Below are 14,735 nucleotides of genomic sequence, written 5' to 3' on the forward strand. Positions count from 1 at the left end.
TATCATGCGCGCCGCCAGTGATTGCGGCGCCCGACAGGACTGGACCAACCCATGACCGACGCCGTGCATCAACGGATCGCCGATATTGTGAACAGCAACGATGTGGTTCTCTTCATGAAGGGTACGCCGCTGTTCCCCCAATGTGGTTTTTCCAGCCGTGCAATTGCCATCCTCGATCATCTGGGCGTTGCCTATGAATCGGTCGACGTACTGCAGGACCAGCTGGTGCGGCAGGGCATCAAGGCATTTTCGGACTGGCCGACGATCCCGCAGCTTTATGTGAAGGGTGAATTTGTCGGCGGCAGCGACATCATGATGGAAATGTACGAGGCTGGCGAGCTTCAGCAGCTGATGGCCGACCAAGGGGTCGCTGCAGCTAACTGATCAGGATTGTCGTTCAGAGCTTCACGCTTTGGATCGGATATGCTCAGGGCCGTTTACCCGGAGCCTGTCGAAGGACATCACTTCTTTTAGCAAGAGGACGGCTCTTTCGACTGACACTTGCAGCAGGCGCTTAAGACGGGCTTCGACAAGCTTAGCCCGAACGGGTTGAGGACCCGGAATAGAAACATGCTGTCCTAAACTTTCACGATTTCCGGCAGGATTGCGTCTAGCAGCAGCATGGCCGCTGGCGTGATCCTCAAATGCTCGCCCTGCCGCTCGATCAGACTGTGCTGCGCAAGCCGCGCCACCGCCGCCTCATCAATCAACTGCTCGATCGGCAGGGTCGACAGTGCCGATATGCGTTCAAGGTCGACACCTTCGGCCAGCCGCAATCCCATCAGCAGTGCCTCACGCCCGCGATCTTCTGGCGTCAGCATGTCCTCGCTTTGAAGCCCGTGGCCGTTGCGCTGTACCGCGCCCATCCAGTTTTCTGGTTTCTTGTGCCTGAGCGTCGCCATGCCCCCGCGCCGTCCATGTGCGCCGGGACCGACCCCCGCATAGGTGCCGTAACGCCAATAGGTCAGATTATGGCGGCTTTCCTGACCCGGCTTGGCATGGTTGCTGATTTCATAGGCGGGCAGTCCAGCGGCCGCCGTCATCGCCTGCGTCTGCTCGTAGAGAGTGGCGGCATGGTCTGGATCAGCGGGCGTCAGCTTGCCCTGCGCCACCAATGTAGCAAACCGCGTGCCGGGCTCGATCGTCAACTGATAGAGCGACATATGATCGGTGCCGAAGGTAAGGGCGCGCTCCAGCTCCGCTTCCCAGTCCGCCTCGCTTTGGTCTGGCCGGGCATAGATGAGGTCCAGATTCACCCGGCCGAATACCGACTGCGCGACATCCAGTGCCGCCAGCGCTTCGTCGACATCATGGGCACGGCCGAGGAAATGCAGCGCCTGATCATCCAGCGCTTGCACGCCCAGCGACACACGGTTGACGCCAGCGCTGGCCAGGTCCGCGAAGCGCGCTGCCTCCACTGAACTGGGGTTGGCTTCCAGCGTGATCTCCATGTCGGGCGTCGGTTGCCAATGGCTGGCCGCAGCGTCGATGATGCTCGACACGATTTGGGGCGGCATCAACGATGGCGTGCCTCCGCCGAAAAAGATCGAGGACAGCGGCCGTCCGCCAATCAACTCCGCTTCATGGGCAAGATCGTCCAGCAGCGCGGCGCGCCAGCCATCATTGTCGATCTCGGCCCGAACATGGCTGTTAAAATCGCAGTAGGGACATTTCGAAACGCAAAATGGCCAGTGCACATATAGGGCCATGGGTTCAGGCGCGCGGGCCGCAGAATCGATAGGGGGCAGGGACATGAGTGGGGGCGTTCTTAGACGGCTTTGTGCTGCACGGCCAGCAATGGCGGTGATGATGAGCGTGGGGATTGCCGCTCCTGCGGTGGCGTCCCCTTCCGGCCGGGCCGCGCCGACGGAGAGGGTCATGCCCGCCGCTTATTATGGCATGGAAGAAGCGAAGCGTGGGGACATGCTCCTGCGCGAGGTCGTGCTTGGCATGCATAATGAAGAGCGCGCAACGCTCGGCCTTGCGCCGCTCGCCTGGGACAATGCGCTTGCGCAGGATGCCGCCCGCTACGCCAGGGAGATGGCCGTCACCAACCGGTTCCAGCATTCTCCACGAGCGTCTCGCGCCATCCCCAGCGGCGAGAATCTCTGGATGGGGCCGCGCCGTCTTTATGGCTACGGCGTCATGATCGGAGCGTTCCTCGAGGAAAAGCGGCTGCTTCGCGCTGCTGGCAAGCTGCCGGATATCAGCATGTCAGGCCGATGGGAGGATGTCGGCCATTATACGCAGATGATCTGGCGCGGCACGCGCAAGCTTGGGTGCGCCGTCGCCGAGGGGCAGAATTACGACTATCTCGTCTGCCGCTATTTTCCGGCAGGCAACAGTTTCGGCAAGGGGCCGCTGGACCTTGAGGAAAATCCGCGTGGCGCGCTATTTGCGGGCGTAGGCGAATAACGCCCACACCGCACGATGCTTCAGAAAACCGCCGCTACGAGCTGCGCGAAGGCATCGGCGCGATGGCTCATAGCATGTTTTTTCTGCGGGTCCATCTCGCCAAAGCTGATCGCGTGGCCTAGCGGCTGGAAGATCGGGTCATAGCCGAACCCCTTGTTGCCGCGCGGCGGCCAGCTGATGATGCCGTCCACACGCCCTTCGAACGCTTCGACATGCCCATCAGGCCAGGCGAGCGCCAGCGCACAGATGAAGTGCGCGCCGTGCCCGGCATCGGGTCCCTTGGCTTCGATCGCCTGCCAAACGCGCTGCATCGCGATGCCGAAGTCCTTCGTCTCACCGCCCCAACGCGCGGAAAAGATGCCCGGATCGCCATTCAACGCTTCAACGCATAGCCCGCTGTCATCAGCCAGAGCGGGCAGTCCCGACAGGTCCGCTGCCTGAAGCGCCTTCAGTTCCGCGTTGGCGATAAAGGTCGTGCCCGTTTCGTCGGGCTCGGGCAGGTCCAGCTCCCCCGCCGACACCGTTTCGATCCCGAACGGTGCCAGCAGGTCGCCGATCTCCCGCACTTTGCCAGGGTTGTGACTGGCGATCACCAGCTTGCCCGGCCCCAGCTTGCGGATCGCCTGTTCCTGTCCGAAATCGTCGCTCATCAAGTCATCCTCCCCGTTCGCTCCGAGCATAGTCGAGAAGCGCGCAGTGCATAGATAGCATTTCTCGAAACACCCGAAGCGAACGGGTGAAAGACCTTATCGTCCTGTCGCCTTGTCCTGCGCGGCGAAAATCTGCGCGCAGCCGATCCGTGCGAGGCGCAGCAGGCGCAGCAGCTCTTCCTCGTCATAGGCCGCGCCCTCGGCGGTCGCCTGCACTTCGGCAAATTTGCCGTCGCCGGTCAGGATGAGGTTCGCGTCCGTTTCGGCATTGCTGTCCTCGGCATAGTCGAGGTCGAGCACCGGCGTGCCCTCATAGATGCCGCAGCTGATCGCGGCGACCTTCTGAATGATCGGGTCTTCCGTCAGTGCGCCAGACGCCAGCAGCTTGTCGATGGCGATGCGCAGCGCGACCCAGCTGCCGGAAATGGCGGCGGTACGGGTGCCGCCATCGGCCTGGATGACGTCGCAATCCACGACGATCTGCCGCTCGCCCAGCTTTTTGAGGTCGACCACGGTGCGCAGCGACCGGCCGATCAGCCGCTGAATCTCCTGCGTGCGGCCAGACTGCTTGCCCTTCGCCGCTTCACGGCTGCCGCGCGTGTGCGTGGCGCGGGGCAGCATGCCATATTCCGCCGTCACCCAGCCCGAACCCTTGCCCCGCAAGAAAGGCGGCACCTTCTCTTCCACCGAAGCGGTGCAGAGCACCCGCGTGTCGCCGAAGCTGACGAGGCAGCTGCCCTCGGCATGAATGGTGAAGCCGGGCTCCATGGTAATGGCGCGCATCTGGTCTGGCGCGCGGCCGGAAGGACGCATGATATTTTTCTCCGAAGGGTTCAGTCGGCGAGGGGCTTAGAGCATCGCGCGAAAAAGTGGGAACCGGTTTTTCGAAAAAAGCGATGCGGCACTCAAATAACTGCGCGCATTGCGCGAAAAAGTGGGAACCGGTTTTTTTAGCAAGAAAAGCGATGCGATGACGAAATAACTGCGCGGGGCGTGCCGTCATGCCAGTGGCGATCGGCCAGAAAAATGCTAGGAAGCACCCCATGCAATTGCGTTGGATGATGATTTTCGCGGGCGCGGCCCTGACGGCGGGCTGTGCGGCAGAGCGGCCCGAATTGGAGAAGCCTGTGGCCGCCGGTGACACGATCCGTTTTTCGGCGGGGCCCTGCTTCGGCGTCTGCCCGAGCTACAGCCTGCAAGTGACGCCTGACGGATCGGGGCTGCTGGAGCCCGAGCGGTTCACGACTGTCCCCGGCGCCACGCGTTTCACCGTCACGCCCGCGCAATATCGCCGCTTCCGTGCCGCGCTTGCGCAGTTCCGGCCGCCGGCGGGGACGGTAAAGCGCATTTCCCATGGCGAGAATTGCATGCGCTTTGCGACAGACATGCCGGGCTACACCATCGAATGGACGAGGGAGGAGCGGCCAGCCACGCGGCTGGAGTTCCAGTCGGGGTGCATGGACCCCAATTATGGGAAGCTGCGGGCAACCATCGCCGCCATTCCCCGCATGCTCGACATCGACGCCATGGTGAAGCCCTCCGCCGTTCGCTAGGGTCGATCGGCCCTGGCCCGGCTTGAGTGCGGCCAGTTGCTCCCCTAGATAGGGGCGCATGGCGGTCACACCGGTTACCGAATTGAATGAGCGGGCGCGCGACGTTTTCCGCCTGGTGGTTGAGAGTTATCTCGGCACCGGCCTGCCTGTGGGCTCGCGTACCATCAGCAAGATCGCCTCGCTCAGCCTGTCGCCCGCGTCCATCCGCAACGTGATGCAGGATCTGGAGGAGTTGGGGCTGCTCGCCGCGCCACATACCTCGGCTGGGCGGATGCCCACCGAAACCGGCTTGCGGCTCTTCATCGACGGCATGATGCAGGCGGCCGAGCCGTCGCCCGAGGAACGTCGCGCGATCGAGGCGGGCGTCGCCGAAGGCGGCCCGATCGAGGAAGCCTTGTCCGCCGCCACCGCTGCGTTATCGGGGCTTTCGGCTTGCGCGGGCATCGTCATGGTGCCCAAGCGGGAACCAGTGATGCGGCAATTCGGCTTTGTTCCGCTGAATGACCGGCAGGCGCTGGCGGTGTTGGTCGGGCAGGATGGCTCGGTCGAAAATCGCGTGCTGGACATGCCTGCGGGCGTGACGCCCGGTATGCTCAGCGAGGCGGCGAATTTCATGTCGGCGCGCTTTTCCGGCATGACACTTCGGGAAGCGGGCGATGCTCTTCAGCGGGAAATGGAGGGCGAACGGACCGCGTTGCAGGGAGCCGCTCGCGAACTGGTGGCGCGGGGCATCGCCGTCTGGTCGCAGGATGCCGATGATCGCCCGGTGTTGATCGTGCGGGGGCAGGCGCACCTGCTGGACGACGGCACGGCGGCTGACCTGGAGCGCGTGCGGCAGTTGCTGGAGCAGCTTGAAGGCAAGCAGGAAATTTCGCGCCTGCTGGAAAGCGCGCTGGCGGGCAGCGCGACCAAAATCTTCATCGGCTCGGAAAACAAGCTCTTTTCCCTGTCCGGTTCTTCGGTCATAGCCGCGCCCTACCGGGGCGTTGACGGCCGTGTCGTTGGCGTGGTCGGCGTGATCGGGCCGACGCGCTTGAACTATGCGCGGGTGATCCCCATGGTGGACTTCACCGCGCAGACGTTATCGAGATTGATGAGATGAGCGAAGACAAGCTGAATATGGAAAATACCGAAGTCGTTGACGACCTGCCCGAGGATGCGGCGCCCGCAGGGGATGCTGCGGCAGAACGTTTGGCAGCGCTGGAGGGCGAATTGGCCGCAGCGAAGCAGGATGCCCTGTACGCCCATGCCGAGACGCAGAATGTGCGGCGGCGGCTGGAAAAGGAACTGGCCGATACGCGCGCTTATGCGGCGACGTCCTTCGCGCGCGACATGCTGTCCGTCGCGGACAATCTCGGCCGCGCGTTGCAGGCCATTCCGGCCGATCTACGCGAGGATGAAAAGTTCAAGGGGCTGGTGGCTGGCCTCGAAGCGACTGGTCGTGAGCTGGAGAGCGTCTTCGGCCGCAACGGCATTGAGAAGCTGGTGTCCGTCGGACAGCCGCTCGATCCCAACAAGCATCAGGCGATGATGGAAGTGCCATCCGACGATGCCGAGCCTGGCACCGTACTGGTGGAAATGCAGGCTGGATATACGATCCGCGATCGCCTGCTGCGTCCGGCTTTGGTGAGTGTCGCTAAAAAGCCCGACTGATCGGCCCTGTTGATCACAATGCGATAAACCCGTCGGGCTTGTTCCGGCGGGTTTTTTCGTACCCACGGGAGAAATTATGGGGGAGAGCAGATAAGATATATCTCAACTCTTGACGCCTTACAGATTTAAGATATATCTGGATGCATCATGGAACAGTTTATAGAGACGCACTCGCATCATCATCATTTTCACAAAGGCAGGCACCTGCTGCACGGTCGCAGCCATTTCTTCGGCCCAGGAGGCTTCGGTGGCGGTTCTGCTCATGGGCAGGGCGGCCGATCTGGCAGGGGTCCGATGGGCGGGGGCCATGGCGGTGGGGGGCGGAGGCGGTTGTTCACCAACGATGCGCTGCAACTTATCCTCTTGAAGTTGATCGCGCAGGGGCCGCGCTATGGCTATGACCTTATCCGGAAGATCGAAAGCCTGTCCGGTCAAGCCTATGCGCCAAGCCCCGGCGTCGTTTATCCGACGCTGACCTTACTTGCCGACATGGGGCTCATCGCTGAACAGCCAGGCGGTTCCGGCCGCAAGCTGTTCGAGATCACGGAAGCCGGGACAGATCGTCTGGCCGAGCAAGCCTCTGCCGTCGAAGAGGCGATGGGGCGGCTGGCATCACTTGCTCAGCGCGCGGAACGCGTCGATGGCGCGCCCATCCGCCGGGCGATGCACAACCTCTCCATGGCGGTACGCGGGCGGCTTGAAAGGGAAGGGGCCGATTCCCAAACCATGTTAGACGTCGCCGCACTGATCGACGAAGCGGCCAGCAAGATTGAAAGGCTCTGACCCATGACCCTGACCGCCAATGTGCCGACAAAAAACGGCAGCCGCTATCTCCAGCAGCTTTGCAAGCATTGGAGCCACAAGTTTGAAACGGACTTCGGTGCCGATCGAGGCATGATCGCCTTTCCGATGGGCCCGATCCGCATGGCGGCTGGTGAAGAGACGCTGATCGTGACCATCGAACCCACGGAGGGCGCTGACGTCGACCGCTTCAAGCAGGTCGTGGCCGAGCATCTTGACCGCTTCGCCTTCCGGGAAGCGCCGCTGAGCTTCGACTGGCATTAACGGCGTCAGTTATTTCGGTCTGACGGCGGATTTTGTTCACTCAACCGCGTGGAATACGGCGGGCGCTGGCGAGATGATGGGCGTGCGTTATAGCGACGGCGAGCGCGTCCGAAGCGTCCGGTCCCGCTATCTTCGCGCCCGGCAGAAGCCGTGAGACCATGGCATGAACCTGCTCCTTGGACGCGTTGCCGACGCCGACGACCGATTTTTTGACGAGCCGGGCGGCATATTCGCCCACTTCCATGCCCGATCGCGACGCGGCCAGCAGCACGACGCCCCGTGCTTGACCCAGTTTCAGCGTCGATTGCGGGTTCACATTGACGAACACCTCCTCGACCGCAGCGCCATTGGGCTGATGTTCGAGGATGAGGTCGGCGAGTGCGAGGTCGAGCGCCAATAGGCGGCTCGCCAAGGGCATTTCGGACGCGGTCTTGATCTGACCGTTGCCGATGTGCGTGAGGCGATTACCGTCAGCAGCGATAAGGCCCCAGCCGGTGGTGCCAAGGCCGGGGTCCAGGCCGAGGATGATCATGGGATGGCATTCAAGCCGCACCTCAGCCCAAACAAGTCACATGCCTCGTTTGACCTGAAGGGGATCGGCTCATCGGCCTGCACTAACCCAGCTTCTCCATCACCTCGTCAGACACTTCATAATTGCCCCAGACGGTTTGGACGTCGTCATCATCTTCCAGCGTGTCCACCAGCTTCATGAGCGTGGCGGCGTTGCTCTCGTCGACTTCGACGGTGGTCTGCGGCTTCCAGGCGAGCTTTGCGCCTTCTGCGGGACCGAGCTTGGCTTCGAGCGCCTTGGCGACTTCGTGCAGCGCGTCCATGGCGGTCCAGATTTCATGCTCATCTTCGTTGGACGACACGTCATCCGCGCCTGCTTCCAGAGCGGCTTCGAAGATAGCGTCGGCGTCGCCCGCGCTGGCGGGATAGGTGATGAGGCCCATGCGGTCGAAGCCATGGCTGACCGCGCCCGACGCACCAAGGTTGCCGCCATTCTTCGAGAAGGCGGTGCGGACATTGGTCGCCGTACGGTTGCGGTTGTCGGTCAGCGCCTCGACGATGATGGCCACGCCGCCGGGGCCATAGCCCTCGTAGCGGATCTCTTCATAATTTTCCATGTCGCCGCCGATCGCCTTGTCGATCGCGCGCTGGATATTGTCCTTGGGCATGGACTGCGCCTTGGCCGCGTTGACGGCGAGGCGGAGGCGGGGGTTCATGTCCGGGTCTGGCATGCCCATCTTCGCGGCCACGGTGATTTCGCGGCTGAGCTTGGAGAACATCGAGGAGCGCTTTTTGTCCTGCGCGCCCTTGCGATGCATGATGTTCTTGAATTTGCTATGGCCGGCCACGGCCTGCTCCTAAACTTGTCTGTGATCCGAAGCGCGCTCTCTAGCGAGCGTCCCGCCCGAGCGCAACTAGACGAGGATCGCGGTGCCTGATGCCGACACCATCAGCATCGACCCGTTGGAGCCCAGCACTTCATAGTCGAGGTCGACGCCGACGACCGCATTCGCGCCCAGCGTCGCTGCCCGCATCCGCATTTCGCCAATCGCCTGTTCACGCGCCCGTTGGAGCACATCCTCATAAGCGCCCGAACGCCCGCCGACAATGTCGCGCACGCTGGCGAACAGGTCGCGGAAAAGATTGGCGCCAACGATCACCTCTCCGGTGACGATGCCGAGATATTCCTTCGCCGGACGCCCTTCCAGACGACTGGTGGTGCTGACGATGATCTCGGACATGCTGCGTCTCCTATGTCAAGCTAACCGCTATCCTATCCTGAGAATGCTCTTTAAAGAAAAACTATGGATCAGGAACAGTCTGCAACAGAACGGAGCTTCCTCGCTACCTTGGCGATGGATGTACAATATGCTCTTGATCAAGCTGACCAGTCAAAGAGGGGCTCTGATCACCGCAACGCTCTAAGAGCGATTATTTCTGCCATCGAGGGCGCTGTGTGGATCTACCGGGCACACGTTCTATCTGTTGCGCAAAGCCTTGGCATGTCGACATCCAAACTCGAGCTGGCATTCTCGGAGATGTCGGTCCACGTGAGTGAGGAGGGTAAGATCAAAGAGCAACAGCGGTTTGTGGCCACAACAGCCATGATCCGATTAGCTACAAGAACTGCTGAAGAGTTGTGCCCAGGCTTAGAGATCGATTTTTCTGATGCCGCTTGGAGTAAGCTTCGGAGTGCGATCAGGCTGCGTAACCGCATTACCCACCCCAAAAGCCTAGAAGATCTTTCCGTTTCTCTAGAGGATTTGGACGCGGCGCAAACCGGATTTAACTGGTTCCTGACTAACGTTGCCATGGTGATGGAGGCGACGCTTGGACAGTTGAAGGCCTTCAATGTCGAGGCAAAAGACTTTATCGAAAAATTGAATACAGGCGATCCCGACACTATCGCATTATATGAACGAGCGCGCCGGGCACCTGACGAACCTTAGATAAAAATTACTCCATACCAAGAGCAGCGAGGTAGGTTTGGAGAATAGCCTCCATCTCCTGCCGATCATGCTGCGGCATTTTGCGCAGGCGCACGATTTGGCGCATGATCTTGGAATCGTAACCGTTGGCCTTGGCTTCTAGATAAACGTCCTTGATATCGTCGCCAATACCCTTCTTCTCCTCCTCCAGACGCTCGATGCGTTCGATAAAGAGGCGTAGCTGATCGGCGGCGACGTTGCCCTCGCTCATATGAATATGTCTCCGGTAGAATGTGAATCGGGTTGGCGGACGCTCCTAATGATTGTCGGCGTTCTTCGCCACACTCTCCTGCATCTTTGCGATCTGTTCCGGCGTCGCATCGCTCTGGTGGCGCTGTTTCCATTCGGAAAAGGGCATGCCGTGGATGATTTCGCGCGCTTGCTCCTTGCCGAGATTGCCGTCCGCTTCGGCGATCCAGTCGGCAAGGCAGTTGCGGCAGAAGCCCGCCGTCCCCATCAAATCAATGTTCTGAACGTCGGTCCTGTGCTGCAAATGCGCGATCAGGCGGCGGAAGGCGGTTGCAGCCACCGCGTCGTTGAGCATATTGTCGGCCACGGCGATCCTTTCGCTGATCTACATCATCCTGTCGTGCAGTAGGGATAATCGAAAACGGCGCCCTGGCAAGCCGAGGGCTGACCATCACTGCCAGGAGCTTTTTGGGAATGACGAAACTGCCGCCCCGTTCGCGCAAGGTCCGTATCCTCGCGACCCTAGGACCCGCGAGCGACACGCCGGAGGTGATCCGCGCGCTGTTTGTTGCAGGGGCAGACGCTTTCCGCATCAACATGAGTCATGGCGCGCATGAGGATCATGCGGCCCGTATCGCTATCATCCGCAGCCTTGAAAAGGAATTTGGGCGGCCGACCACGATATTGGGCGACTTGCAGGGACCCAAGCTGCGGGTGGGCACCTTCAAGAGCGGTCTGGCTGTTTTGGAGGTAGGCGCGTCCTTCATACTCGACCGTGATGAAAAGCCGGGCGACGCGCGGCGCGTGAACCTGCCGCATCCGGAAATCTATGCGGCGCTGGTGCCTGAAACCCGGCTGCTGCTCGATGATGGCAAGTTGGTGCTGCGGGTGAAGAAAGTATCCGACGAGCGGATCGACACGGTCGTTGAAGTGGGCGGCACCCTTTCCAACCGCAAGGGGGTGAACGTTCCCGACGTGGTCGTGCCCGTCCCGGCCTTGACGGAGAAGGACCGGCGCGACCTCAGCTTTGCTGTGGAGCAGGGTTGCGACTGGATTGCATTGAGCTTCGTGCAGCGCCCGGAGGACCTTGCGGAAGCGCGCAAGCTGATGGGCGGACACGGCGCGCTGATGGCGAAGATCGAGAAGCCTGCGGCGGTCCAGCGCCTGGAGGAGATATTGGAGCTCGCCGATGGCGTGATGGTCGCGCGCGGCGATCTGGGCGTCGAACTGCCGCCCCAGGCCGTGCCGCCGCTGCAAAAGCAGATCGTGGCGACGGCGCGGCGCATGGGGCGGCCGGTCGTGGTCGCGACGCAGATGCTCGAATCGATGATCAAGGCGCCGACGCCCACCCGCGCCGAAGTGTCGGACGTCGCCACTGCCGTCTATGACGGTGCCGACGCCATCATGCTGTCTGCGGAAACGGCGGCGGGCGACTGGCCGGAAGAGGCGGTGGCGATGATGGACAGCATCGCGCACAGCGTCGAGCGCGACCCCGGCTATTTTGCGCGGCTGCACTTTACCGAAACCAAGCCCGATGCCACCACCGCCGACGCGCTGGCCGAAGGGGCGGGGAGCATCGTCTCGGTCGTGGGGGCGAGCGCGATCACATGCTTCACCTTGTCGGGCAGCACGGTGCGCCGGGTGGCGCGTGAACGGCCATTGACGCCGATCCTGGCGCTGACGCCGCGGCTCGATACGGCGCGCAAGCTCGGCCTCACCTGGGGCGTGCATGCGGTGCGCACAAAGGATATCGGCAATTTCGAGGAGATGGTGGGCAAGGCTCGGCGCATGGCCTTGCGGCACGACATGACGCAGAAGGGCGGCAAGATCGTCGTGCTGGCGGGAGTACCGTTCGGCACGCCGGGATCGACGAACGTGCTGCATGTCGCAACGATTCGGGGTGACGAGCTTAGAGGGCGGGAATAGCGTCCAGCAGGCGGTGGGCCACAAGGGCGCGGCGCAAGGTCGCTGCGTCCTGGAACAGGTGGCTGCAAATGCCCAGCGCCTGCGCCGCCGCGACATTTTCTTCGCGATCGTCGATGAAGAATGTTTCTCCGGCGCTTAGGCCAAATCGACTGAGCGCCAGCCGGTATATGGCAGGGTCAGGCTTCACCAGCCCTTCGGCGCCGGAGACCAGAATGTCACGGAAATGCGCGAAGAATTCCGCCTCTCGCGCGTGGAACGGTTCCCAGAATTCCGCGCTGAAATTGGTGAGGCCGTATAGAGCGATGCCTTGTGCGTGCAACTCGCCGACCAGTTGCGCCATGCCAGCAACGGCGGGCTGAACGCTGTCGATGAAACGCTCACCCCAGATGCGGATCAGCGCCTCATGCTCAGGATGGCGAGCGATCAGTTCGGCGCTGGTTTCCGCGAAGGGGCGGCCAATGTCATGCTGGAAATGCCACTCCATCGACACGATGTCGCGCAGAAACGCGTCGAGCGCCCGATCATCGTCGATCAGGCGCTCGTAGAGGAGCCGGGGCTCCCAATGGTACAGAACCTGTCCGACGTCGAATATGACGGCGGAGATCGGCTCGCACGCTTTAACCATCGCATCGCTTAAGCGGAAAACCGGTTCCCACTTTTCCTCGCGATGCTTTGATTAGCCCTGGCGAGCCTTGAAGCGGCGATTGGTCTTGTTGATGACATAGGTGCGGCCGCGACGGCGGATCACGCGGTTGTCCCGGTGACGGCCCTTGAGCGACTTGAGCGAGTTGCGGATCTTCATGGAAGCCAGCCTTTTAAGAATCTTGCGTGATCGGAAAATCGAAGCGCAGCCCCTATGGGTGGGGCGGCTGAAAGTCAAGGGCGGCCAGCGCTACTTTTGACCTGTTCACGCCATGTGCAGCAAAGACATGGCTTCACGCGTTGATGGTAAGCACGGTGCTGCATTCTCTATGGACCACCGCATCTTTGTCGGAGATTAGCATGATGAAGCAGATGATCCTGCCCTCATTTCTCGCCCTCTCGCTCGCCGGGTGCGCGACGGCTGTGCCGCCGGTAGAGGTGACGCGCTTTCATGTCGGCAATCCGGCGCAGAGTGGCACGGTGGCGGTAGAGGAAATGCATGCAAATCCCGACGCCGGGTTGGAATTTCGCACTTATGCTGCTGCGGTGGAGCAGGAATTGCAGCGCGCCGGATTCAGTGCCGTGCCCGCCGGTACGCGCAGTGAATATGTCGCGTCGGTCGGCTTCCGGCGCTCGTTCCGCCCCGCTGGCTACGGCAATGACGGCAGGCCGGTCAGCGTCGGTGTGGGCGGCGGGGTCGGCAGCGGCGGCTATTCGGGACTGGGCGTCGGCATCGGTATCAACCTGTCCGGACCGCCCAAGGATATGGTGACGACGGAGTTGCAGGTGCAGATCCGCAGGCGATCTGATTCGACCACGATTTGGGAGGGGCGTGCCTTCACCCAGGCGCGGGAAGGCACGCCGACCGCGCAGCCCGGCATGGCCGCGCAAAAGCTCGCCAGTGCGTTGATCGGGGGCTATCCGGGGGAATCGGGGCGCACTATAACCGTCAAATGACCATCTCGATCAGCAATGCCTTCGACAGCGGCAATATTCGTGTCCTCTCCATCGTCGATACTGGCGACAGGGTCCGGGCCGAACTGGAAATCGTCAAGGACAGGCAGAGCGACTTCTACCAATGGTTCCACTTCCGCATCGCGGGCGTTGCCGGGCGCGAGGTGGAACTGGCGATCGTCAATGGCGGAACATCCGCCTATCCGGATGGCTGGCCCGGCTACAAGGCGCGCATCAGCGAGGATCGGGAGGTCTGGACGCAGGCGGATACAAGCTACGCCGACGGCGTCCTCACGATCAATCTCTCGCCGGATCGCAACGCGCTGTGGGTCGCCTATTTCGCGCCCTATTCGATGGAACGGCATCATGACCTGATCGCCTGGGCAGCCTGTCAGCCCGGCGTCGAGCATCGGGAATTGGGCCTGACGCTCGACAAGCAGCCGCTTGACCTGCTGACGCTGGGCGATGGGCCAAAGCAGATCTGGCTCTATGCCCGCCAACATCCGGGCGAGACGATGGCGGAGTGGTGGATGGAGGGCGCGCTTGAGCGGCTTTGCGACGAGGAAGACGCCGTCGCCAGATTGCTCCGGGCGCGGGCGACATTGCATATCGTGCCCAACATGAACCCTGACGGCAGCCGCCGGGGGCATTTGCGGACCAATGCGGCGGGCGTGAACCTCAATCGCGAATGGCATGAGCCGTCGATGGAGCGTAGTCCGGAGGTCTTTCTTGTCCGGCAGGAAATGGACCGAACCGGCGTAGATTTCGCGATGGACGTGCATGGCGATGAAGCCATTGCCGCCGTGTTTCTGGCGGGATTCGAAGGCATCCCGTCGCTCAGCGAGCGGCAGCTTATGCTCTATAATCGGTTCCGCGACACGCTCGCCGCCCGAACGCCCGATTTCCAGACGGCGCGTGGCTATCCTTCATCGGCGCCGGGCAAGGGCAATCTGACCATGTCGACCAACCAGGTCGCTGAGCGTTTCGGCGCGGTCGCGATGACGCTGGAAATGCCGTTCAAGGACAATGACGATCTGCCCGATCCGGAATTTGGCTGGTCCCCGGCGCGGTCGAAGCAGCTGGCCAAGGACTGCCTCGCGGTGCTGGCGGAGATGATCGGGGAGCTTTGAGGCGCGCCGGGCGGCGTCCTAGAGCAGTATCCGATCCGATTGCATCGGCTCGTCTGCTCT

The 14,735-nt window shown here is 61.9% G+C and carries 22 protein-coding genes; 11 read left to right on the forward strand and 11 right to left on the reverse strand.

Annotated features, from left to right (window positions below; all coding sequences use genetic code 11):
• Positions 1-51 precede the first annotated feature (51 nt).
• Positions 52-384 carry a Grx4 family monothiol glutaredoxin gene (grxD, locus tag ACYU8T_RS00640; protein WP_097090924.1) on the forward strand — a complete coding sequence of 111 codons (333 nt, stop codon included), beginning with the start codon at positions 52-54 and terminating at the stop codon, positions 382-384.
• A gap of 194 nt (positions 385-578) precedes the next feature.
• On the opposite strand, the gene hemW is transcribed toward grxD, so the two are convergent.
• A complete protein-coding gene (gene hemW / locus ACYU8T_RS00645; protein ID WP_461158194.1) occupies positions 579-1,754 on the reverse strand; it encodes a radical SAM family heme chaperone HemW in 1,176 nt (391 codons plus the stop codon).
• 52 nt (positions 1,755-1,806) lie between these two features.
• On the opposite strand from hemW, the gene ACYU8T_RS00650 reads away from it, so the two are divergent.
• The gene (locus ACYU8T_RS00650; RefSeq protein ID WP_461159711.1) at positions 1,807-2,415 is read left to right on the forward strand and encodes a CAP domain-containing protein; all 609 of its coding nucleotides are present in this window, start codon (positions 1,807-1,809) and stop codon (positions 2,413-2,415) included.
• 20 nt (positions 2,416-2,435) lie between these two features.
• Here ACYU8T_RS00650 and rdgB read toward each other — a convergent pair whose 3' ends face one another.
• Both rdgB and rph read right to left on the reverse strand, forming a co-directional pair.
• Positions 2,436-3,065 (reverse strand): RdgB/HAM1 family non-canonical purine NTP pyrophosphatase, encoded by a 630-nt coding sequence (gene rdgB, locus ACYU8T_RS00655; RefSeq protein ID WP_461158195.1) that lies wholly within the window; start codon positions 3,063-3,065, stop codon positions 2,436-2,438.
• A 96-nt stretch (positions 3,066-3,161) separates the two neighbouring features.
• Entirely contained in the window at positions 3,162-3,878 is a 717-nt protein-coding gene (gene rph, locus ACYU8T_RS00660; RefSeq protein ID WP_097090926.1) for a ribonuclease PH, read from the reverse strand.
• 230 nt (positions 3,879-4,108) lie between these two features.
• Between rph and ACYU8T_RS00665 the strand changes: the two genes are divergently transcribed.
• Genes ACYU8T_RS00665 through grpE form a run of 3 tightly spaced genes read left to right on the forward strand, consistent with a single transcriptional unit; the run spans position 4,109 to position 6,271 of the window.
• A complete protein-coding gene (locus ACYU8T_RS00665) occupies positions 4,109-4,618 on the forward strand; it encodes a DUF6438 domain-containing protein (protein ID WP_461158196.1) in 510 nt (169 codons plus the stop codon).
• A gap of 58 nt (positions 4,619-4,676) precedes the next feature.
• The gene (gene hrcA, locus ACYU8T_RS00670; protein ID WP_461158197.1) at positions 4,677-5,720 is read left to right on the forward strand and encodes a heat-inducible transcriptional repressor HrcA; all 1,044 of its coding nucleotides are present in this window, start codon (positions 4,677-4,679) and stop codon (positions 5,718-5,720) included.
• Positions 5,717-6,271 carry a nucleotide exchange factor GrpE gene (gene grpE / locus ACYU8T_RS00675; protein WP_461158198.1) on the forward strand — a complete coding sequence of 185 codons (555 nt, stop codon included), beginning with the start codon at positions 5,717-5,719 and terminating at the stop codon, positions 6,269-6,271. Before hrcA ends, grpE begins: the two co-directional genes overlap by 4 nt.
• Before the next feature lie 117 nt (positions 6,272-6,388).
• On the opposite strand, the gene ACYU8T_RS00680 is transcribed toward grpE, so the two are convergent.
• A complete protein-coding gene (locus ACYU8T_RS00680) occupies positions 6,389-6,535 on the reverse strand; it encodes a hypothetical protein (RefSeq protein ID WP_461159816.1) in 147 nt (48 codons plus the stop codon).
• Here ACYU8T_RS00680 and ACYU8T_RS00685 point away from each other — a divergent pair.
• Together ACYU8T_RS00685 and ACYU8T_RS00690 are read left to right on the forward strand one after the other, a co-directional pair.
• Positions 6,479-7,054, forward strand: a complete 576-nt coding sequence (locus tag ACYU8T_RS00685; protein WP_461159712.1) for a PadR family transcriptional regulator — start codon at positions 6,479-6,481, stop codon at positions 7,052-7,054. The genes ACYU8T_RS00680 and ACYU8T_RS00685 overlap by 57 nt on opposite strands.
• Before the next feature lie 3 nt (positions 7,055-7,057).
• Entirely contained in the window at positions 7,058-7,336 is a 279-nt protein-coding gene (locus ACYU8T_RS00690; protein WP_461158199.1) for a DUF2218 domain-containing protein, read from the forward strand.
• A 40-nt stretch (positions 7,337-7,376) separates the two neighbouring features.
• Here ACYU8T_RS00690 and ruvC read toward each other — a convergent pair whose 3' ends face one another.
• From ruvC to ACYU8T_RS00705, 3 genes are all read right to left on the reverse strand, one after another.
• Positions 7,377-7,868: a crossover junction endodeoxyribonuclease RuvC gene (gene ruvC / locus ACYU8T_RS00695; RefSeq protein ID WP_461158200.1), complete on the reverse strand. Its 492-nt coding sequence runs from the start codon at positions 7,866-7,868 to the stop codon at positions 7,377-7,379.
• Positions 7,869-7,950: 82 nt separating this feature from the next.
• Positions 7,951-8,694 (reverse strand): YebC/PmpR family DNA-binding transcriptional regulator, encoded by a 744-nt coding sequence (locus tag ACYU8T_RS00700; RefSeq protein WP_201515039.1) that lies wholly within the window; start codon positions 8,692-8,694, stop codon positions 7,951-7,953.
• A 66-nt stretch (positions 8,695-8,760) separates the two neighbouring features.
• Positions 8,761-9,087, reverse strand: coding sequence for a heavy metal-binding domain-containing protein (locus tag ACYU8T_RS00705; protein WP_174525906.1), 327 nt, complete (start codon positions 9,085-9,087; stop codon positions 8,761-8,763).
• A gap of 63 nt (positions 9,088-9,150) precedes the next feature.
• Here ACYU8T_RS00705 and ACYU8T_RS00710 point away from each other — a divergent pair, with 63 nt between their 5' ends.
• On the forward strand, positions 9,151-9,795 hold the full coding sequence (locus ACYU8T_RS00710) for a hypothetical protein (protein ID WP_461158201.1): 645 nt from the start codon (positions 9,151-9,153) through the stop codon (positions 9,793-9,795).
• Positions 9,796-9,802: 7 nt separating this feature from the next.
• Here ACYU8T_RS00710 and ACYU8T_RS00715 read toward each other — a convergent pair whose 3' ends face one another.
• Complete coding sequence (locus ACYU8T_RS00715) at positions 9,803-10,045, reverse strand: DUF2312 domain-containing protein (RefSeq protein WP_461158202.1); 243 nt, start codon at positions 10,043-10,045, stop codon at positions 9,803-9,805.
• A 45-nt stretch (positions 10,046-10,090) separates the two neighbouring features.
• A complete protein-coding gene (locus ACYU8T_RS00720; protein ID WP_461159713.1) occupies positions 10,091-10,378 on the reverse strand; it encodes a DUF1244 domain-containing protein in 288 nt (95 codons plus the stop codon).
• A gap of 119 nt (positions 10,379-10,497) precedes the next feature.
• Here ACYU8T_RS00720 and pyk point away from each other — a divergent pair, with 119 nt between their 5' ends.
• Positions 10,498-11,949, forward strand: coding sequence for a pyruvate kinase (gene pyk, locus ACYU8T_RS00725; protein WP_461158203.1), 1,452 nt, complete (start codon positions 10,498-10,500; stop codon positions 11,947-11,949).
• Here the strand turns inward: pyk and ACYU8T_RS00730 are convergent.
• Together ACYU8T_RS00730 and ykgO are read right to left on the reverse strand one after the other, a co-directional pair.
• Positions 11,933-12,574 carry an HAD family hydrolase gene (locus ACYU8T_RS00730; RefSeq protein ID WP_461158204.1) on the reverse strand — a complete coding sequence of 214 codons (642 nt, stop codon included), beginning with the start codon at positions 12,572-12,574 and terminating at the stop codon, positions 11,933-11,935. The two genes, pyk and ACYU8T_RS00730, sit on opposite strands and share 17 nt — an antisense overlap.
• Before the next feature lie 51 nt (positions 12,575-12,625).
• Positions 12,626-12,751, reverse strand: coding sequence for a type B 50S ribosomal protein L36 (ykgO, locus tag ACYU8T_RS00735; RefSeq protein ID WP_004210176.1), 126 nt, complete (start codon positions 12,749-12,751; stop codon positions 12,626-12,628).
• 200 nt (positions 12,752-12,951) lie between these two features.
• On the opposite strand from ykgO, the gene ACYU8T_RS00740 reads away from it, so the two are divergent.
• Together ACYU8T_RS00740 and ACYU8T_RS00745 are read left to right on the forward strand one after the other, a co-directional pair.
• Positions 12,952-13,548 carry a hypothetical protein gene (locus ACYU8T_RS00740; protein ID WP_461158205.1) on the forward strand — a complete coding sequence of 199 codons (597 nt, stop codon included), beginning with the start codon at positions 12,952-12,954 and terminating at the stop codon, positions 13,546-13,548.
• Positions 13,545-14,675, forward strand: coding sequence for a M14 family metallopeptidase (locus ACYU8T_RS00745; RefSeq protein ID WP_461158206.1), 1,131 nt, complete (start codon positions 13,545-13,547; stop codon positions 14,673-14,675). Before ACYU8T_RS00740 ends, ACYU8T_RS00745 begins: the two co-directional genes overlap by 4 nt.
• Positions 14,676-14,735 lie beyond the last annotated feature (60 nt).

This window comes from Sphingobium sp. TomMM35A, assembly GCF_054771735.1.